Here is a 19,660-nt window from a genome sequence, read left to right as displayed (position 1 = left end):
AACTGCATGTTCTGTGGCAAGTGCCATCAGACTGGCATGACCGACTTGGGCACCAGCGCGCCTGGATGCTGGATCACGATACTGGCCAGACGATGCCCTGCTTCCGCCGCCTGCAGCGGGTGGTCACCCGTGAGCCGGGCCGCGAGATAGCCGGCACTGAAGGAGTCACCCGCTGCCGTGGTGTCGACCACACGCTCGACCTTCTGCGCTGCGATGTCGAAACGTTCGCCGCCGGCTTCGACGAGGCAACTCTGCGCGCCACGCTTGACGACGATTTCACCGATGCCGCGCCCGCGATAGGCGGCCAGCAGCTGTTCGCTGTCGGCATAGCCATACAGTGCCTGCTCGTCGTCTTCGGTCAGCAAGGCCAGATCCACATGCTGCAGACACGCACGGTAGGCTTCGCGGGCCTGCTCGACACTGGCCCACAGCCGCGGACGATAGTTGTTGTCGAAGGCGACCCTGACTCCGCGCTGACGCGCACGCGCCAATGCCTCCAGCAGTTTGGCACGCCCCTGCTCGCCAAGCACTGCCAGGGTAATGCCGCTGAAATACAGCACGTCATAGCTGGCCAGCGCTGCCAGGATCGGCTCGGCCGCCGGGGTCATGAAGCAGTCCCGCACGGCAGCTTCGTTGCGCCAGTAGAGAAAGCGCCGCTCACCATTGGCGTCGGTCTGGATGCAGTAGAGTCCCGGCAAGCGTCCGGGCAGGCGCTGCACCTTGCCCAGACCGATGCCCTCGTCCGCCCAGATCCGGCACATCGCATCGCTGAAGCTGTCGTCACCCAGTGCCGTAACGTAGTCGACCTTGGCCCGCTCACCCAGCAATCGGGAAAGGTAGACCGCCGTATTGAGTGTGTCGCCGCCGAAGCTCTGGCGCAGACTGCCATCGGCATGTTGTTGCAGTTCGATCATGCATTCGCCGATCAGGGCGACCCGTGGAAGGCTCATGTGACGATACTCCTGCAAATACTTTGACTAGAAATATGTACTGAAAGACTCGATCACGTGTAGGTCATTATCCACCAGGCAACCTGAACGCCACTTGTCGAACGTCAGACACGGGTGCGAGGTGCCGAAGGAAATGATATCGCCGACCTTCAACTCGCATCCGGGTGCAACCGTCATGAACGCGTGCTGGTCCATAACCGCCGTCACCTTGCAGGCGCTCACATCGTCGCCAGCCGATTGCACGCCTGGCTTGTAACGCAGCAGCGGGTTGGGCAACCCGGCGTCGTAGGCAACATCGCGCTTGCCCATGGCAATCACTGCAAAGCCCGGTTCCGGCAGGGATTGCACATGCGCCCAGACCTCCAGGGCCGGGCGCAGTGCTTCGCTCAATTCGGCGCGCCGATCCAGCACGCAGCACTGCGCGTCCTTGTAGATGCCGTGGTCATGCACCACATAGCTGCCGGGCCGCAGCACGCTGAGGAAGCGCTCGCGAACAGACTGGGCATCGAAGGCTTCGGCGATCAGGTCATACCAGGCCGAGCCGGAGGCTGTGACGATCGGGCGATCCAGGGCGAAGGCGCCCTTGTCCTGCAGGTCGACAGCCAGGCGCACCAGCGATGCGGCAAAGGCCTTGATGCCTTGGATGGCGTGGTCGCCGTGGATGACGCCCTCGTACCCTTCAATGCCGGTCAATGCCAGCGCCGGCTGTGCCAGAACAGCGTCGGCCAGTGCCAGCACCTGCTCTTCGCTACGGCAGCCGCAACGCCCGCCAGGTACGCCGTATTCGATCATCACGTTCAAACGCAGGCCACGCGCAGCGAAAAACTCGCCCAGCGCAGTGACATTGTCCGGATGGTCGACCATGCAGTGAAACTCGAACATGGGATCAGCCAGCATGTCGGCAACGATTGCCATGTTCGGCGCACCGACCAATTGGTTGGCCATCAGCACCCGGCGCACGCCATGCGCATAAGCGGCCTGCGTCTGGACCGCCGTGGCGAGGGTCATGCCCCATGCGCCTGCGTCCAATTGCCGGCGAAACAGCGCGGGCACCATACTGGTCTTGCCGTGCGGTGCCAGCTCTGCACCGCTGTCGCTGACAAACTGCTGCATCCAGCGAATATTGTGTTGCAGCGCCTGATTATGAATTACCAGTGCGGGCAGGCTGACATCACTGACCAGGCTGTCACCCGGCTGCGCAGTACCCTTGTCCATTACGGCGGTGCTCATCGGTAATCTCCTGCGGTTATTCATTGATACGGCGAGCCAGGCCATTGGCGCTTTCGATCAGCACCCGCCGATAGTCGTCGTAGTGGGTCTTGGCGTCGGCACGCGGCGCGACGATGCACAGCGTGGCGATGCACTGACCGTGTTCGTTGTTCACCGGAGCGGCGAAGCAGTGGGTGAAGGTGTCAGCCACGCTATTGAAGGAAAAGAAGCCCTCCTCGCCGGCCTTGCGGATTTCCCGAAGAAAGGTCTCCAGCGGCAGACGTTCGCCCCCCGGCAGAATGAAGTCGTCGGGGTCGATCAGGTCGATGATCTGCTGATCGCTCAGGTGACTGAGCAACAGACGTCCGGACGCCGTCCATGGGATGGGCGCGTTCTCGCCGATGTCCGAAGAAATCCTGAAATGACGCTCACCCTCCTTCATCAGCGCCACGGTGTATTTGCGACCATTGAGCAGGCACATCTGCGCAGTTTCCCGCGTCCGGCTGACGATCTCGCACAGGCAGGCCTCGGCCTCGCGAGTGAAATCGAAGTGCCGCAAGTGTGCCTGCCCCAGAAAATACAATTGACGGCCCAGATAGACATGCCCGTCCTTGCCCACCGTCTCCAGAATCCGCCGCTCCAGCAACGATGCCACCAGCTCGTAAACCGTCGATTTGGGGCTGCCGATCCCGCTGGCAATCTCATTGGGGCGCATGGGCCTGGCCTTTTCCTTGAGAAAATCCAGGATATCGAACGCCCGGTCCAGTCCACGTGCCCGGCGCTTGATAGTGTCTTCGGTCATGAGATTCGTTCCTTGGGAAAGCGGCAAGCCAAAAGCCTCAGGTGATCGGGCTTCCGGCTTGCAACGTGTAGCTGTACGTGTGCTATTTGCGTTTGTAGGCAATACAGTCGATTTCGACCTTGCAGTCGACCATCATGCTGGCCTGAACGCAAGCGCGTGCCGGCGCATGCTCGGGGGTGAAGTACTCACCGAATACCTTGTTGAAACTCCAGAAGTCCCGCGGGTCCTCCAGCCATACACCGACCCGGATCACATCCTTGAGCGCATAACCGGCCTCTTCAAGAATTGCGATCAGGTTGCGCATGGTCTGGTGCGTCTGCTCGACGATGCCGCCGACGATGATCTCGCCATCCAGCGCAGGTACCTGGCCGGAAACGTGCAACCAGCCGTCAGCCTCGACGGCGCGAGCGAATGGGCGTGGCTGGCCGCCTCCTGCTGTGCTGCCTGCGCCATAACGGGTAATAGTCATGAGTTTTTCCTTGTCTTGAAGCATTGGACGTAGTGAACGTTTAAAAACGGATGTTCTTGAGAAACTCGCTCAAGCGCGCCGACTTCGGCTGCTCGAACAAGGCCTTGGGTGGCCCCTGCTCTTCGATGCGGCCCTGATTCATGAACACGATCTGGTCCGACACTTCGTAGGCGAAACGCATTTCGTGCGTCACCAGCAGCATGGTCATGCCCTCCTCGGCCAGGTCCTTGATGACGCTCAGCACTTCGCCCACCAGCTCCGGATCGAGTGCCGAAGTGACTTCGTCAAACAACATCAGGCTGGGGTTCATGGCAATGGCGCGTGCAATCGCCACACGCTGCTGCTGCCCGCCGGACAACTGACCGGGGAAGTGATTGCGCCGCTCCAGCAGGCCGACCCGGTCCAGCCACTTTTCGGCCAGCGCAACGGCTTGATCCTTGGGCATCTTCTTGACCTTGAGCAAGCCCAGGGTGACGTTCTGCAAGGCGCTGAGGTGCGGAAACAGGTTGAATTGCTGGAAGGCCATGCCGGTCATTGCCCGGTGTTGCGCGATCAGACGCTCCGGATGGCGGGTGCGCTTGCCGTCTACGTTGCTGTAGCCGATGTCCTGCCCCTCAAGACGGATATGCCCGCCCTGAAACTCTTCCAGCAGGTTGACGCAGCGCAGCAAGGTGGTCTTGCCCGAGCCGCTGGAACCGATCAGGGTCACGACATTGCCTTTCTGCATGCGCAGATCGACGCCCTTGAGCACTTCCACTGCGCCGTAGGATTTATGCAAGCCTTCGATGCTGAGCAGCGCCGGGCCGGGGTTATGAGTCTGTGTCATGACAATGCCACCCGTTTTTCGATTTGCCGCCCAAGAAGCTCGATGGCGTAGTTGATGAGAAAGAACAGGAAACCTGCAAACAGGTAGAACTCCAGGGTCATGAACGTGCGCGCGATCACCTGCTGGGTGCTGAGCAGCAGTTCAGCCACACCGATCACCGAAAGCAGCGTCGACGCCTTGACGATCTCGGTCGAGGAGTTGACCCAGGTCGGCAGGATCTGGCGCATGGCCTGAGGCAGCAACACATAGCGCAGCGACTGGCCGAAGCGTAGACCGATGGCCTTGCCGGCTTCCAGTTGGCCACGGGGAATGGCCTGCAGGGCGCCGCGCACGATTTCCGAAACGTGAGAGCCGCAGAACAGCGTCAGGCCTATTGCGCCGGCCTGAAACGCGCTGATCTGCCAACCCAGCGCCGGCACCATGTAAAAGACCGCCAGCACCAGCACGAACACCGGGGTACCGCGAATCAGATCCACATAGAGCCGGATCGGCAAGCGCGCGAAAAAACCGCCGTAGGTCAGTACCAGACCGGCCAGCATGCCGATCAGCGTACCTGCGGCAATCGCTAGCGCCGAGCACTGGATACTGGTCAGAAAACCGGACCAGAGCACTTCCCGCGCATTCCACAATTCCTGCAACCAGCCAGGGGGTTGATACATGACAGCCTCCTAGCGGCGAATCGCCAGACGTTGTTCGAGGGTGCGCAGAAGCAGAGCGATCACGTAGCAGGCCACCACATAGAGTGCTGTGGTCACCAGCCAGGTTTCGATCACCCGGTAGCTTTCGACGTTGATCTTGCGCGCGTAGTAGGTCAGCTCCGGCACGGCAATGGCGGCCGCCAGCGAGGTGTCCTTGAACAGCGAAATGAAGTTGTTGGAGAGCGCCGGCAATACATTGCGCAACATCACCGGCACGATAATATAGGCACGCACCTGCCATTCACCCAGGCCGATCGCCAGCCCCGCTTCACGCTGCCCTTTATGGATGCTCAGCAGCCCGGCACGGAACACTTCGGTCAGATAGGCACCGGCGTACAGCGACAGCGTGACGATGAATGACGCCAGCTTGTCGAGTCGAATGCCCAGCCCGGGCAACGCGAAGTAGATCAGCAGGATCAACACCAGGATCGGCGTATTGCGTACCACCGTTACATAGATCGACGCGACGATACGCAACGCCTTGTAACGCGACAGCAGCGCAAATGCATTCGCCAGCCCGATCACACAACCAATCGCGATCGAGATCAGGGCCAGTTCCAGGCCAAGGCCCAACCCCGCCAGAAGGCTGGGGAAGTCGCGCCACACGGCATCAAAATTCAATTGGTAATTCATGCTTGCCCGTACCTGGCAGGGAAAGCCCGAGGGCCTGCCCTGCCGCTGAAGGTCAGAGTGGACTTATTTGTATTCCATCGGAAAGCCGATTGCAGGCACCGGCAGATCGACACCGAACCACTGCTTGAAAGACGCCGCGTAAGCCGGGAACTCGACACCGGTCATGGCTTCATGCAACGCGGTGTTGACGAAGTTCAGCCAGTCCTGGTCGCCACGCTTGACCGCGCAGGCATAGGTTTGCGGGCTCCAGGCAAAGGCAGGCGAACGGTAGCGACCAGGGTTCTGCACCATCAGGTACTTGACCGAAGACTGATCGGTGGCCGCTGTATCGGCACGCCCGGAGTTGATCGCCTGGTACATCAGGTCGACGCTGTCGTACTGATCGACCTTGGCCTTGGGCAGTGCCTGATGCACCAGTTCCTCGGCGTACACGTTTTGCAGGACGGCCACGGTCACATCGTCACCTGCTGCCTTCAGGTCATCGATTTCCTTGTACTTGCTATTGGCAGGCAACAGCAGCGCCACACCCTCGCGGTAGTAGGGCAAGGTGAATGCCACCTGCTGTGCGCGACTGGCGGTAACGGTGATGAACTGGCAGCTGATGTCGACCTTGTCGGTCAGCAGGTTGGGGATACGTGCATCCGAGGACTGCACGACAAATTCCACCTTGCTCGGGTCATTGAACAGGCCTTTGGCGATGATTCTGCCAATGTCGATATCGAAGCCCTGCAACTTGCCGTCCGCGCCCTGAAAGTGCCACGGGGCATTGGTACTGCCCGTGCCTACCACCAGATTGCCACGTTTCAATACCGCATCCAGCTTGCTGCCTTCGGCTGCCTGCACCGTATTGGCCAGCATGAATGAAGCTGAAAGAACAAAGGCACAAGCTTTCACAAAGGAAGGTCCGCGATGCATGACTTAAACTCCGCCGAAGTATTCGTTATTCCGCTATAGCGGATACAGGTATTTAACAACGGAATAGATAGCAGAAAGTGTGCCACAGAGGACGCGCGGAGAACACCGCATGAAAAAGTCGAGATAAATCAACAGACTGGAATTTTGGCTTGAAGCGGAGACGCGGGGGCGCATTGCGCAGGTAACGCTACCGATTGCCATATCTGAGTGCCAGGGCCCCACTCTTGTGCATATGCGCTGTTATCGGGCGTGGAGTATCGACCCGGTCAAGCCCGAAGCATGAGTGGGCGCACACAACGCATCCAGAACGGCATTCCCACGCGGGCGCATGGGAATGAGAGGTGTCAGTGTGAAAAGACTTAAAGGCAGGTAGCAATGGCCGCAGAGCGCAATGCGGCCTGAGCATCGCCTTGCGGGGCATAGAACTCAACGGCAGTGGTCGGGCCCTTGCCGCGCACGTCAGCGAAGTAGGTCGACTCAGTGGTAAACACGGTGAAGCCGCCGCCGGAGAGGTCATGAAGGAACACGTCAGAGGACGTGCCGAACATGGCTTCGTTCTGCCAGGTCACCTGAATGCACTGGGCAACGGCGGCATCCTGCTTGGCGCTCGACAGGACCTTGTAGGGTCCTGCGGCACGTGCAGCACTGGAAGGCGCTGCACACCCGGTCAATAAGGTTGCCGCAATCACCGTCGCGCTTGTCAGAGACAGAAACTTCATGTCATGCCTTCGCTGATAAAAAGCCGATTCTAGCACTGCACAGCGCTATCAACCCTCAGCCAATTGCTCTTCGTATTCCTTCACGTATTCGCCGGCCAGACTCTGTTTCTGCTTTTCGTCGAGCAATTTGCCCGCCATCTGGAAGAACTTCTGCTCTTCTTCTTTCAGGTGGTGGTGCACTTTTTCCGACAATTTTTTCGCAGTGGCCAGCCAGGCCGGGCTCGACATTTCAGTTTCATCGAGTTCTTCCATCATCTCGTCCATCTCATGATGCTCGGAAATGGCGTGACGGCTCAGGTCCACGCCATTGTCGTGGGCCATCAGAGGAATGTAGAAAAACCGTTCTTCGGCCGTTTCGTGTGCCTGCAGTTCTTCCTTGAGCTGTTTGTAGGCCTTCTCGCGCTCGGCGCTGTCGCCACTGGTCTGGATCAGGGCATCAGCGTAGCTGCGTTGACGGTCATGGCTTTCGCGCAGGGCTTCGAAAATATTCAAGGGCGTGTCTCCAGGTCGGCTTCCGGGAGCTGGAAGCATCGTGGACTAGACCCCTGGCGAAGATCAGCAGTTCCACCAAATACTGGCAAATGCGTATCGCGCAATAACGGCAGACTCAAGCAAGCTCGAAAACCACATCCTGAGCGCCCTCCCAAAGCGTCTTCACGCCCAGCTTGCGCAGGTTTTCCTTGCCCTGAGTGATGGTCAGAAAATGGTTGCCCGCCAACTGCCCCATCTTGCTGGCGAAACAACACGAACCGTAGGCAAGGATAATCTCGGTTTCGCTGTAACCGCCCGGGTAGAAAAGAATGTCGCCCACCGAAGGATGGCTGGTTGCGTTCTCGAAACCGATCAATGCGTCATCCAGCTTGAGCTGATAATCATCCAGCGGCACCCAGCAGCCCTCGCCGCTCCAGCGTACATGGATGAATTTCTGCCGATAAGGCAGCAGCTTGAGAAACGCCTCCACCGTTTGCGGCGCGTCCGGATGGGTTTCGGCGAGAAACTCGTATCCGCCCGCGGTGATTTTGATGGTGGTCACTTCAACGACTCCTTAACAGACAACAAGGCTCAGAATAGTGCCCAAGGATAAACGCGAGCCCGACAAGCCGTCACGGAGTTCCGTTACGCCCATACAGAAGGTAGCCGGAGCGATGGCTCAGGCGTTCGTAATACGCATTGACGGCGGGCAGGTCGGGATGCTCGAGAGGCGTCTCGAACCAGCGATTGACTGAAAGACCGATGGGGATGTCAGCCAGGGTAAAACGCTCGCCGCAGACATAGGCGCCAGTCTTTTCCAGTTGCCTGTCGAGTATTTGCATATGCCTGGCCCACTGGGCACAGGAAGCGGCTATGGCGACAGGGTCCTGGTGCTCGCTCGAGCGTCGCACCAGTGACATGAAGGCATAGCTCCATGATCTGTTCAGATCCGAGCCTTGCCAGTCGATCCACTGATCGGCCTGCGCTCTGGCACGTGGATCCAGCGGATAAACAGCGTCGCCAGCATAACGGTTGGCCAGATAGCGAACGATGCTGTTGGACTCCCAAAGCACGAAGTCATCATCCACGATAACCGGCACCATGGCATTCGGGTTGAGCGCGACAAACTCGTCCGTGTTGGCAGGTTTGAAGCCTGACCCCCAGTCTTCCTGAGTGAAGGGTATCTTCAGTTCCTCGCAGGTCCAGAGTACTTTTCGTACGTTGATCGAGGAGGTCTTGCCCAGTATGCGCAGCATTCAGCGTCCTTGTTGCACAGCAACGTCGTGTCAGTCAGTGGTCATCAGCGATTTGGCAAACAGGTGATTCTCATGTGTCTCGCCCTGAAACACATAGTGCGGAGCACCTTTCAATTCATAGCCTTGACGAGGGTAAAACGCCAGCGCGCGCGGGTTGCCAACCCAGACCGTCGCCCATAATAGCGAGGCGTGACGGCTTGTTGCACGCCGCTCGGCGGCTTCGAGTAACAGCCGCCCTGCTCCACGCCCTGTAAAACGTTCCTGCACATAGAGCCGTTGCAACTCGGCAGCGGTCGATACGCCCAGCATTGCATGATCGGTGCGCAACGCGACCTGAGCAAAGCCAATCAAATGCCCTTGCGACTCCGCAACGATGATCAATGTCGTCGGCTCGATGAGCAGTTGTGCGAAATTCGCAGGCGAGAAAGCTTCCAGCGCTTCGCGGGCGATGGATTGTCGAATGCCCTGCGTTGCGTAGGTGTCGAGAAAAACCTGCATGCCGAGCGCCGCAAGGCACAAAGCGTCCGCAGAGGCAGCATCACGCAGGGTAATGGTCATTGAAGAGGGAGTGATCATCAGACGGTGGATTCCCGGCGTCAGGTAGACAGATGGCGGAATCATACCTGACACAAGGATCGGCCCGGCAGCAGGACCGGGCCGTCACTTCAGACGCAGCAGCTCGTTATCAGCGGCCGGTCATGAGCGATTGCAGTTTGGACTGGGCTTGTTGCGCGTTCTTGCCCTGCTCATTCAGCTCTTGCAGCAGTTTGTTGAGCTCGGTCTGTACCACCGGGTCCTTGACGGTGATGGTCGAACCCGAGATATCGATCTGCGATTTGTGCGCGTCCACATAATCGGCAACCTTCAGGCCACTGGAAAAGGTGCCCTTTATCTGCGGCAGCACTTCACGGAAGGTGTTGGCGGGTACGCTGACAGTTCGGTCGTAGGCCTTGTCGTAAACCACCTTCAGGTCTTCTGGCTGCTTGAGTTTCGCACGTGCCGCGTCTGCCTTGCCCTGCTCGATGGTCAGCTTTTCGCCCACTTCATCGAGTCCCGTCTGCACGGCGGCCAGGTCTGCACGGCGTTGAATGACATCGCTGACCGAATGAAAGGAGCCTTTCTGCATCAAGCCGGCGAGTGGCTGCACCGCAGTGTCCATGCCCGCGCCGAAGTCGGAGATGACCGCGTAGTGCGAGGTGTAGTCACCAAAGGCTTTCTTTTCTTCATCCGTCAGCTTGGGCACATGCACGCCCGGCTTGTCGACAATTCGGGTTTGCAGGAACTGAGTGAACGCAGTGCGCTGCTCGGGCTCCTTGTCTCCGCAGCCAGCCAGGAACAGGGGTAAAGCGACAGCCAGCAGCAAAGCTGGACGGAAAAGGGACTTCATGTCAGTAACCTCCGGGATCATAAGAATGCACGTTCACAGGCCACGCCTGCTGAACGCGAGCGTGCTTATAGTCTCGTCATCGCCTCATCTAGTTCCACGACGGCATTGAAGATACTTGTCGGAATGCCAGCTGACCGTTGAGGGTTTCGGGTGATGGGCGGTGCAAACGTCAAGCGGTGCGGGTCCTTCGAAGAGCAGCAGGATGCCGGTCGAACCCGGTTTCAGATAAATATCGCGTGCAGCTTCAGCGCGTCATCCTGGCAAAGTCGGCGCGCGACCGGACTGGTTCGGCGGAAGGAAACCGGGCATCTGCGCCCGGATCGTGCGTACGTCTGCATGGCGCCGGGTCCTCTCTTGAAGCCACTGCGGGAAAGTTCCTTAACATTTCTTCATGAGGTGAAACGTTTCAGCGACTAGTCTTCAACGGACCGACAAAGTGACAACAGGAGTCAATCACTATGTTTGCACACGAAGGGCTGGGTCTGATCCTTGTCTCCATCGTCTTTCTGCTCGGAGCGATTGCGATGTTCATTCACCCTTTCCATGCGCTGGGAAGCTGGTTCAGGAGGAAAAAGCAGGAAAGGAAATCCGACTAACCGTCAACACGCACCAGAAATGGCGGGCCCGGTGATCACCGGGCCTTGCAGAAAAAACCTTTTGTCGCCGACTTCGTCCAACTTACCCTCTGCAAATGTATCGTCCTGATACATATTTCGATCTTCTCGCTGCGCATCTAAAGTACAGAATATTTTGCCAGAAACAGAAGCCGATACAGCCGCCATCAAGTAGTGGCTAATCAGTATTAAATCAATATCACCGACCTGACCTTACATCCGAAAACCATCTAGTGAATAACGCGTTTCGTGAATTGGCGGCCGTGCTATGTAGCCAGTTGTTTCCAGTGTGATACTCTTTTTAGACCCTTTGATGTTGAATTACTGGCCACCAGCCAATAACATCCTGCGCAATATGTCCCAACTAATTTGCCACTAGTGCCTACAGGGTAGTCATGACTAGTCAATCAATTAATTCGACGCGCTACCTGCGCAATGCTGTTGACGAGCACATGCCTGAACCGACGCGCGTGCTTGATTTCAGTACATGCAGGGGCACTAAAAAAGGGCCGGTCTTCCTGATTGGCTCTGGGAAGTCAGCGAAGGATTTCCCGATCAAAGAGTTCTCGCACATCCCCATGATCACCATGAACGGCGCGTTCTCGATGTTCGCAGGCACGAACATAAAACCGTTGTTCTACGTCTGCTCCGACAGGGATTTCCCCAACCAGCAGCCTGAGCTGTTCGCCGCTGCAATGCGCTCCAGCGAGAATGTAGGCCTTTGGGAAGATCAGTTTCGCGGCGACATTCCCAGACCTTCCGGACGCGCTTATGCACTGAAGAAATCGCCCAGATTGTCGACGGTTGCAGCGCTGTGCTCCCGGGAAAATGCACTGGTCAGAAAACTTTCGTTATGGAGTAGCAGAAGCCGGGATATCGGCTTCAGCAAGAATCTGGAACTTGGTTTTTTCGACGCCCGAACGGTCATGTATCTGGCGCTGCAACTGTCCTATCACCTTGGTTTCGACGACGTCTTTCTGGTCGGTTTCGACATGAATCAGTCCGTGGGCCGGTTCTATGAATCATCCAGCGACAATTGCTCACCCTGCGGTCTGGATCAGCATTACGAATCAAGAATTCTTCCTTCGCTGGAGCTGATGTCGAAACAGGTCGTCGGGAGCGACTTCCAGGTATTCAATGTCTCCAAGAGCTCGCGAGTACCGCATGAGGTCATTCCCAAGTTGAGCCTTGATGAAGTTCGCCATAAAGTCAGTTGCGCACTTCAGGGATAGTACTTCGCCACTATAGAGAGCGACGCCTGCAATGCACCTGTTTATCTTGAGGCATCCGCAGTTGCCCGCAGCGAAGGGTGCTGAAACGGGCGCCAGCCCTGCCCCGAACCGTTAAACTCGGCAATCCTCTGCCGTCCACCATGTCACTGCCGCCCGACCTATGCGACAATGCGCGCCAATGTCTGGCGTGAACCCCCACATTCATATCCCGGCAACGCAGTCGTGGCAGGCTGACGTTGCGGTAGACGTATGCCCGTTGGGTCAGCTCATGCTCGGACGGAGCGGACTGAACAGCTTGGGTGGGGTCCTGAACACCACACCCCTGACGCCAGCGCTCCCCCGGTTATTGCCCACGTTATTGATAGGTAAAGTAATTGATCTCCACAGCTAACATCACCATGCAGTTCGGCCCCAAACCCTTGTTCGAGAATGTCTCGGTCAAGTTTGGCGCCGGTAACCGTTACGGCCTGATTGGCGCGAACGGCTGCGGCAAGTCCACGTTCATGAAAATCCTCGGTGGCGACCTCGAGCCTTCGGGTGGGCAGGTGATGCTGGAGCCGAACGTGCGTCTGGGTAAGCTGCGCCAGGATCAGTTCGCCTATGAAGAGTTCACGGTGCTCGACACCGTGATCATGGGTCACGAAGAGCTCTGGAAGGTCAAGGCCGAGCGCGACCGCATCTATTCTCTGCCGGAAATGAGTGAAGATGACGGCATGGCCGTTGCCGAGCTGGAAACCGAGTTTGCGGAAATGGACGGTTACACCGCCGAGTCCCGCGCCGGTGAACTGCTGCTGGGTCTGGGTATCGGCATCGAACAGCACAATGGTCCGATGAGCGAAGTATCGCCGGGCTGGAAGCTGCGCGTTCTGCTCGCTCAGGCACTGTTCTCCGATCCGGAAGTACTGCTGCTCGACGAACCGACCAACCACCTGGACATCAACACCATTCGCTGGCTGGAAAACATCCTGACCCAGCGTAACAGCCTGATGATCATCATCTCCCACGACCGTCACTTCCTGAACAGCGTGTGCACGCACATGGCCGACCTGGATTACGGTGAGCTGCGTCTGTTCCCGGGCAACTATGACGAGTACATGACCGTGGCGACCCAGTCCCGCGAGCAGTTGCTGTCCGACAACGCCAAGAAGAAAGCGCAGATTTCCGAACTTCAATCGTTCGTCAGCCGCTTCTCGGCCAACGCCTCGAAAGCCAAGCAGGCCACCTCCCGGGCCAAGGCGATCGACAAGATCCAGCTGGCCGAGGTCAAGCCCTCCAGCCGTGTCAGCCCGTTCATTCGTTTCGAACAGACCAAGAAGCTGCACCGCCAGGCGGTCATCGTTGATCGCATGGCCAAAGGCTTCGACGGCAAGACCCTGTTCAAGGACTTCAGCTTCCAGGTCGAAGCCGGCGAACGCGTGGCCATCATCGGCCCGAACGGCATCGGCAAGACCACCCTGCTGCGCACGCTGGTCAACGAGCTGCAAGCGGATGCCGGCACGGTCAAGTGGACCGATGCGGCGGAAATCGGCTATTACGCTCAGGATAATGCTCACGATTTCGAGGATGACTCCACCCTGTTCGACTGGATGGGTCAGTGGACCCAGGGCGGCGAGCAACTGGTACGTGGCACCCTGGGCCGCATGCTGTTCTCCAACGACGAGATCCTCAAGTCGGTGAAGGTGATTTCCGGTGGTGAACAGGGCCGCATGCTGTTCGGCAAACTGATCCTGCAAAAGCCCAACGTGCTGGTGATGGACGAACCGACCAACCACCTGGACATGGAATCCATCGAGTCGCTGAACCTGGCGCTGGAAAACTATCCAGGCACACTGATTTTCGTCAGTCACGACCGCGAGTTCGTGTCCTCGCTGGCTACCCGCATCATCGAACTCAGCCCAAGTGGCGTAGTCGATTTCAGCGGCACCTATGACGACTACCTGCGCAGCCAGGGCGTTTCGTTCTAAGCCTGTCAGCCTGCAATAGCAAAAAGCCCTGTCTTGTGACAGGGCTTTTTGGTTTCAGAGCGCTTATTCGCTCGGCTGGCTGAGCATTTCAATCCACAGCGCACCCTTGCCCGAAGGCGCTTCGCCGATCCGTTGCAAGGCACCCTTCTCGTCGATGGCGTAGCTGCCGACCTTGTCGCTTTTCTCGCCACTCACCAGCAACCAACGTCCATTGGGCGACACCGCGATGTTGCGCGGCTGCTTTTCCTGAACGGGATAATTTTCAACGAACGTCACTTTGCCGCTGGTGGGATCAACGTTGAACACCGACACGCTGCTGCTGGTGCGCTCGCTGATGAACAGCCATTTGCCGTTCGGCGCGAGGCGAATATCCGCAGCCCAGATGCGCGGCGTCGGGTCATCCTTGAGATCGTTGTTGCGCGCATCACGGGCCTGCCCCGGTGCCAGGTTCAAGCGTTTGGGAATACCGTCTGCCTGACTGGTCTGCTTCAACGCACCGGTTTTCTGATTGATCGCGAAGGCCGTGACGGTGCCACTCATTTCACCGACGACATACAGAAACTTGCCATCGGACGAAAAGGTCAGGTGGCGTGGGCCGGTGTTGTCGGGAACGACGACGTAGCCCTCGCCGATGGGCACAAGCTTGCCGTTGCCGTCCTTGGGCTCCAGGCGGTATTGCAGCACACGATCGACGCCCAGGTTACCGGCGTACACAAACCGGTTGCTCGGATCGGTGCGCACCGAATGCGCGTGCATGCCGGTCTTGTAAGTCTGAATGCTGTCGCTCGGGCGGTGCTGCGCGTCGATGGGCTGGACGCTGAGCAAGTCGGCGCCATAGGACGCACCAAACAGGAAGCGTCCGCTGCGATCGGTAGACAGGTAGGCCAGACTCTCGGCCAGCGGCGCCTGACTGAGGGGTTTGAGGTGCCCGGTGCCAGGCTCGATGCTGAAACTCAGCACCTGATAGGGTTTGGCGCGCAGCGCGGCGAATAACGCTTTGCCATCCGGCGTGATGGCCATCGGATTGACCTGATCACCTGCCTTGGTCTGCTCGACCAGGCTGAGCGCCCCGCTCTGCTCATCGAGACGGTATTGAGAGATCAGCCCATCGATGGGGCTGGAAATGTAGGCGAAGGTGGCTGCCTGGGCGCTCAGGCCGAATGAACAACCAACCGCAGCGGCCAGCAACAGAATATTTTTCATGACAAACCTTTTTATTATTGTGATGTGATCAGTCATCCTATGAGTATCTCCTCACAACGGCAACTGTCTGATAAGCAGCCGCATAATACCGTTAGCCTGCTTTCATTTATCCACGACGCACGCCATGATGGGGCACTCCCACCGCCTGCCAGCGAAGAGTCCAATGCCTGCCGCACAACCCGGTTCCATGACGATTACGCTGCAGATCGTCTCTATCGTCTTTTACACGTTCATCGCCTTCCTGTGCATCGGCCTGCCTATTGCGGTGTTGCCCGGCTATGTTCATGACCAGCTCGGTTTCAGCCCGCTGATTGCCGGCCTGACCATCGCCTCGCAGTACCTCGCCACCCTGCTCAGCCGGCCTTTCGCCGGTCGCGCGACAGATACGCTGGGCAGCAAGCGCTCCATCGTATTCGGGCTCTGGGGCATCGTCATCAGTGGCAGCATGACCTTGCTGGCCACACTGCTGCACGAGTTTGCCACGCTGAGCCTGTCAATTCTCATCGTCGCGCGGCTGTTCCTCGGCGTCTCTCAAGGGCTTATCGGGGTCGGCACCATCAGTTGGTGCATCGGCAAGGTCGGCCCGGAGCACACTGCCCGCTCAATCTCGTGGAACGGTATCGCGTCCTATGGGGCGATTGCCATCGGTGCACCGCTGGGCGTAGTGGTCATCGATAGCATTGGTTTCAACAGCCTGGGTATTGCCCTGATGGTGATGGCAGGTCTGGCGCTGAGGCTGATTCGCGACAAGCCTTCGGTGCCCATTATTGTCGGTGAGCGCCTGCCCTACTGGTCGGTATTCGGCCGGATCGCACCCTATGGTCTGGGCCTGACGCTATCGTCGATCGGCTATGGCACGCTGACCACCTTCATCACCCTGTTCTATCTGAATCGTGGCTGGGAAGGCGCGGCCTATTGCCTGAGCATGTTTGGTGTGTGCTTTATCCTCGCCCGCCTGCTGTTCATCGGTGCCATCAACCGGCTGGGCGGCTACAACGCGGCCATTGTGTGCATGGCGGTAGAAATCTGCGGGCTGTTGATGCTCTGGCTTTCGTCGAGCAGCGGCGTTGCCCTTGCAGGGGCCGGATTGACCGGCGTGGGGCTATCGCTGGTCTACCCGGCGCTCGGCGTAGAAGCCATCAAGCGCGTACCCACCCCTAGCCGCAGCGCAGGCCTGAGCGCCTACGCGGTGTTCTTTGACCTGGCATTGGCAATCGCAGGTCCGGTGATGGGCGCAATTGCCTTGGGCCAGGGTTATGACTGGATATTTTTTTACGCTGCCCTGCTATCGGTTTGCGCGCTGGCCCTGACAATCTGGTTGTCGCGGCGCACCGCTCGACTTGAGTAAATCGCCCTCGACAGTGGCTTTGCCGCATAAGCTTTTCGGTTGTAGTTCCAATAGTTAGTAGATAAAGCTTAAATTCTGCCATCGGTCGGTCAACTTCTTGACGCATTCAGCAACGACTTCTTGACTTGATACTGCGAGCCTCGAAACAGGCTTGCAAAGCGATTGTCAGCCGCCTTGGCGTGACGCCGCTTTGCGTAGCAGTCAGGCACCTCGATCCCTCTCGATTGCCTCCGCCTCCCTGCTGCCAGCCTGGACGGGAGTGCTGTCATGAAAATCCGTTGTGTCCATCTTTACCAGACCTGCAACGTGCTACCGGTAGTGATACTGGCAACCATCCCTTCCTGGGCCGAAGGTGCCTGCAGCCTTTCCTCCCTGGCATCGGCAGGCGTTCAGGTCTGCGACAGCGGCAGCAGCGGGCCGTTTAGCGCGCTGAGCGGTGACCACGTGCTGATATTTCCGGCCGGCGGAACGGGCACCGTGTCCGGCAATATCCTGTTCGGTCCAGGAATGGACAGCGTGGACCTGCAGTCGGGGCGGATTCTGGGCAACGTCACCCAAGCGGCCGGAATCGACCGTTTCACACTCTCCACAGGTGAGGTCAGCGGCGATCTGAACCAGGGCGATGATCCCGACGATTTTGTCATGAGCGGCGGCACGCTGAGCGCTCTGGCCCAGGGGGATGGACGGGATACCTTTCTGATGACGGGCGGCACCATCACCCGCGCGTTCGAGGATGGTGACGTGGCGGTGATGAGCGGTGGCAGCATCGGTCGCGTGGACATGAAGCTGGACAACAATGTATTCGAGATGTCCGGTGGCACCATCATCAACAACCTGGTCACCGGCTTTGGCCGGGACACGATCACCTTGTCGGGCGGCATTGTTGGCGGCAACGTCAGCGTCAGTGGCGGCGACGACCAGATCACCCTCAGCGGCGGCGAGATTCGCGGCGAAGTTCGCACCAGCGTTGGCAATGACAACTTCAACTGGCTGAACGGCGGTTACGCACGCAGCAACGTGTTGATGGCCGACGGCAACGATACGGCACGCCTGTACAACCTGAGCGAATACTACCTGAGCGCCAACCCGCTGCTCGACGGCGGCGCGGGCAACGACGTGTTGACCTTCGATAACACTGTATCGTCGCAGCCGGGTCGTTATGCCAACTGGGAAACGATCAATGTGAGCAACGGCTCGCAGCTGGACCTGGCCAGCGCGCTGGTCCTTGGTGACAACGTGAGTAACACCGGCGTTCTGAACATCGATTCCACCAGCACATTGATCTCGACTTCGGGCAGTATTCTCCCCTTCAGCGCCGGATCCCTTGCGTTACTGGAGAATGCGGGAACGCTGGACGTCAGCGATGCAGGCCGTTCGCTCACTGGCACATTGACGGTGACCGGCAATTACACCGGCCAGAACGGACGGCTGCTGTTGCTCTCGGCACTGGGCGATGATGCATCCGCCAGCGACCGACTGGTGGTTGCACAGGGTCGTATCAGTGGGTTTACGCGCATGATCGTCAGCAACTCGGGTGGGCTGGGCGCCCTGACCCGTGGCAACGGCATTGAAGTGGTACAAACCATCAACGGTGCAACCAGCGATAGCGGCGCCTTTTCGTTGCAAAATCCGCTGTCTGCAGGCGCTTATCAGTATTACCTGTTCAAGGGCGGCGCCACTGCCGGCTCGGAGAACAGCTGGTTCCTGCGCTCTGCGGTGATTGCTCCGCCAACGTCAACGCCTGTCGAGCCCACCCCAGAACCGGCACAGCCAACGCCACTGCCAACACCTGTTCCTGTTCCCGAGCCAACACCTACACCGCAGCCTGAACCTGCTCCCGAACCTGCACCCACGCCACAACCTGTACCTGCCCCTCCCCCAAACCCTGAGCCTGGGCCGAACAGCCCACCCCCTGTCCTGCCAGCAGCCACACTGCCGGTGCCTGCCATTGGAACCCCGCCACTACCTGAACCCGTTCGTGGAGCCGCGCCCATCGCGCTGTACCGACCCGAGGTCGCCAATTACTCCGTCCTGGCGCCAACTGCTGCGGTACTCGCACTGAGTTCACTGGGCACCTTTCATGAGCGTCAGGGTGATCAAGCCCTGCTGACACAAAACGGCGCGACGTCGGCAGGCTGGGCACGCGTGTTCGGCAGTGATTTCAAGCAACGCTGGTCCGGAGACGTGAGGCCTGGCCTGGACGCTTCATTCAAGGGTTATCAGATTGGCCATGACCTGTATGCCTGGCAACAGGACAGCGGACAGACTCAGCGCGTCGGCCTGTTCGTCGCGCATAACCGTCTGGACGGCAAGGTGAAGGGTTTTGCAGACGGTTTCAGCGACTACGAAACAGGGCGTCTGAAACTGCAGGGAGAAAGCCTGGGCGCGTACTGGACGCTGACCACACCGAGTGGCGGATACGTCGACGCAGTAGCGATGGACACACGCCTGGATGGCCGCAGCCGCTCTGTCAGGGGCATCGGTGTCGACACTGAAGGCCACGTCATGAGCCTGTCTGTCGAGACAGGTTATCCGCTGCCGCTTTCACAGCGCTGGGTTGCCGAGCCGCAGTTACAGATCATCTACCAACGCGTAGACCTGCAGGATCAGGATGACGGCATTGCCCATCTCGGGTTCGACAGTCAGGCCTACACCACAGGGCGCATCGGCGTGCGTTTCAAGGGACGCTATCAATTCAGCAGCGTACCGATAGAGCCTTATCTGCGGGCCAACCTTTGGCACACCAAAGACGGCCATGACACGCTGACCTTCGATCACGCAGAGCAGATAAAAACCGCGCATCAATCAACGACGGGCAGTATTGGCGCAGGGATGATAGCGACATTGAGCAGCAACGCCAGTCTGCACTGGAGCGCTGATTACCTTGGCGATCTGAACGAGCGTGGAGCGGAGGGAGTGAACACCAGCCTGGGGTTCAGGCTGGTGTGGTAACACGACCATCAA

20 protein-coding genes are annotated in these 19,660 nt (G+C 58.7%); 5 read left to right on the top strand and 15 right to left on the bottom strand.

The window, feature by feature from the left end:
* Nucleotides 1-26: 26 nt before the first annotated feature.
* The 14 genes from BLR16_RS01010 to BLR16_RS00945 all read right to left on the bottom strand — a co-directional run bounded on the left by BLR16_RS01010 (nucleotide 27) and on the right by BLR16_RS00945 (nucleotide 10,335).
* Entirely contained in the window at nucleotides 27-950 is a 924-nt protein-coding gene (locus BLR16_RS01010; RefSeq protein ID WP_054081459.1) for a 2-dehydro-3-deoxygluconokinase, read from the bottom strand.
* Nucleotides 951-977: 27 nt separating this feature from the next.
* Nucleotides 978-2,180, bottom strand: a complete 1,203-nt coding sequence (locus tag BLR16_RS01005; RefSeq protein WP_003369502.1) for an amino acid deaminase — start codon at nucleotides 2,178-2,180, stop codon at nucleotides 978-980.
* A 16-nt stretch (nucleotides 2,181-2,196) separates the two neighbouring features.
* Nucleotides 2,197-2,961: an IclR family transcriptional regulator gene (locus tag BLR16_RS01000; RefSeq protein ID WP_003369500.1), complete on the bottom strand. Its 765-nt coding sequence runs from the start codon at nucleotides 2,959-2,961 to the stop codon at nucleotides 2,197-2,199.
* 82 nt (nucleotides 2,962-3,043) lie between these two features.
* Nucleotides 3,044-3,430: a RidA family protein gene (locus tag BLR16_RS00995; RefSeq protein WP_003369497.1), complete on the bottom strand. Its 387-nt coding sequence runs from the start codon at nucleotides 3,428-3,430 to the stop codon at nucleotides 3,044-3,046.
* Nucleotides 3,431-3,470: 40 nt separating this feature from the next.
* Nucleotides 3,471-4,256, bottom strand: a complete 786-nt coding sequence (locus BLR16_RS00990; protein WP_003345505.1) for an amino acid ABC transporter ATP-binding protein — start codon at nucleotides 4,254-4,256, stop codon at nucleotides 3,471-3,473.
* Nucleotides 4,253-4,915 (bottom strand): amino acid ABC transporter permease, encoded by a 663-nt coding sequence (locus BLR16_RS00985; protein WP_074807618.1) that lies wholly within the window; start codon nucleotides 4,913-4,915, stop codon nucleotides 4,253-4,255. The genes BLR16_RS00990 and BLR16_RS00985 overlap by 4 nt, the downstream gene beginning before the upstream one ends.
* Before the next feature lie 9 nt (nucleotides 4,916-4,924).
* Nucleotides 4,925-5,587 (bottom strand): amino acid ABC transporter permease, encoded by a 663-nt coding sequence (locus tag BLR16_RS00980; RefSeq protein ID WP_003345502.1) that lies wholly within the window; start codon nucleotides 5,585-5,587, stop codon nucleotides 4,925-4,927.
* Nucleotides 5,588-5,650: 63 nt separating this feature from the next.
* Nucleotides 5,651-6,502 (bottom strand): transporter substrate-binding domain-containing protein, encoded by an 852-nt coding sequence (locus BLR16_RS00975; RefSeq protein ID WP_003416527.1) that lies wholly within the window; start codon nucleotides 6,500-6,502, stop codon nucleotides 5,651-5,653.
* 359 nt (nucleotides 6,503-6,861) lie between these two features.
* On the bottom strand, nucleotides 6,862-7,221 hold the full coding sequence (locus BLR16_RS28740; RefSeq protein WP_074807615.1) for a 2-oxoacid ferredoxin oxidoreductase: 360 nt from the start codon (nucleotides 7,219-7,221) through the stop codon (nucleotides 6,862-6,864).
* 48 nt (nucleotides 7,222-7,269) lie between these two features.
* On the bottom strand, nucleotides 7,270-7,713 hold the full coding sequence (locus tag BLR16_RS00965; protein WP_003369485.1) for a hemerythrin domain-containing protein: 444 nt from the start codon (nucleotides 7,711-7,713) through the stop codon (nucleotides 7,270-7,272).
* Between the two features lie 115 nt (nucleotides 7,714-7,828).
* A complete protein-coding gene (locus BLR16_RS00960; RefSeq protein ID WP_044308181.1) occupies nucleotides 7,829-8,254 on the bottom strand; it encodes a DUF3830 family protein in 426 nt (141 codons plus the stop codon).
* 70 nt (nucleotides 8,255-8,324) lie between these two features.
* Nucleotides 8,325-8,948: a glutathione S-transferase family protein gene (locus tag BLR16_RS00955; RefSeq protein ID WP_003369480.1), complete on the bottom strand. Its 624-nt coding sequence runs from the start codon at nucleotides 8,946-8,948 to the stop codon at nucleotides 8,325-8,327.
* A gap of 30 nt (nucleotides 8,949-8,978) precedes the next feature.
* A complete protein-coding gene (locus BLR16_RS00950) occupies nucleotides 8,979-9,524 on the bottom strand; it encodes a GNAT family N-acetyltransferase (RefSeq protein ID WP_032609627.1) in 546 nt (181 codons plus the stop codon).
* A 109-nt stretch (nucleotides 9,525-9,633) separates the two neighbouring features.
* Nucleotides 9,634-10,335 carry a DUF3053 domain-containing protein gene (locus BLR16_RS00945; RefSeq protein ID WP_003369473.1) on the bottom strand — a complete coding sequence of 234 codons (702 nt, stop codon included), beginning with the start codon at nucleotides 10,333-10,335 and terminating at the stop codon, nucleotides 9,634-9,636.
* Nucleotides 10,336-10,793: 458 nt separating this feature from the next.
* On the opposite strand from BLR16_RS00945, the gene BLR16_RS00940 reads away from it, so the two are divergent.
* The 3 genes from BLR16_RS00940 (at nucleotide 10,794) to BLR16_RS00925 (ending at nucleotide 14,145) form a co-directional block, all read left to right on the top strand.
* Nucleotides 10,794-10,931, top strand: coding sequence for a hypothetical protein (locus BLR16_RS00940; RefSeq protein WP_003369471.1), 138 nt, complete (start codon nucleotides 10,794-10,796; stop codon nucleotides 10,929-10,931).
* A gap of 413 nt (nucleotides 10,932-11,344) precedes the next feature.
* Nucleotides 11,345-12,181, top strand: coding sequence for a hypothetical protein (locus BLR16_RS00935; protein WP_003434091.1), 837 nt, complete (start codon nucleotides 11,345-11,347; stop codon nucleotides 12,179-12,181).
* Between the two features lie 374 nt (nucleotides 12,182-12,555).
* Entirely contained in the window at nucleotides 12,556-14,145 is a 1,590-nt protein-coding gene (locus BLR16_RS00925) for an ABC-F family ATPase (RefSeq protein WP_092194046.1), read from the top strand.
* A gap of 63 nt (nucleotides 14,146-14,208) precedes the next feature.
* Here BLR16_RS00925 and BLR16_RS00920 read toward each other — a convergent pair whose 3' ends face one another.
* On the bottom strand, nucleotides 14,209-15,348 hold the full coding sequence (locus tag BLR16_RS00920; protein WP_074807608.1) for a lactonase family protein: 1,140 nt from the start codon (nucleotides 15,346-15,348) through the stop codon (nucleotides 14,209-14,211).
* 163 nt (nucleotides 15,349-15,511) lie between these two features.
* Here BLR16_RS00920 and BLR16_RS00915 point away from each other — a divergent pair, with 163 nt between their 5' ends.
* Both BLR16_RS00915 and BLR16_RS00910 read left to right on the top strand, forming a co-directional pair.
* Nucleotides 15,512-16,696, top strand: coding sequence for an MFS transporter (locus tag BLR16_RS00915; protein WP_161437843.1), 1,185 nt, complete (start codon nucleotides 15,512-15,514; stop codon nucleotides 16,694-16,696).
* Nucleotides 16,697-16,963: 267 nt separating this feature from the next.
* Nucleotides 16,964-19,648, top strand: a complete 2,685-nt coding sequence (locus BLR16_RS00910) for an autotransporter family protein (protein WP_074807600.1) — start codon at nucleotides 16,964-16,966, stop codon at nucleotides 19,646-19,648.
* The last annotated feature ends 12 nt before the right edge of the window (nucleotides 19,649-19,660 follow it).

Source organism: Pseudomonas sp. BS3767, from assembly GCF_900099665.1.
GTDB classification, from domain to species: domain Bacteria; phylum Pseudomonadota; class Gammaproteobacteria; order Pseudomonadales; family Pseudomonadaceae; genus Aquipseudomonas; species Aquipseudomonas cerasi.
This window is presented reverse-complemented; position numbering and strand designations above follow the sequence as displayed.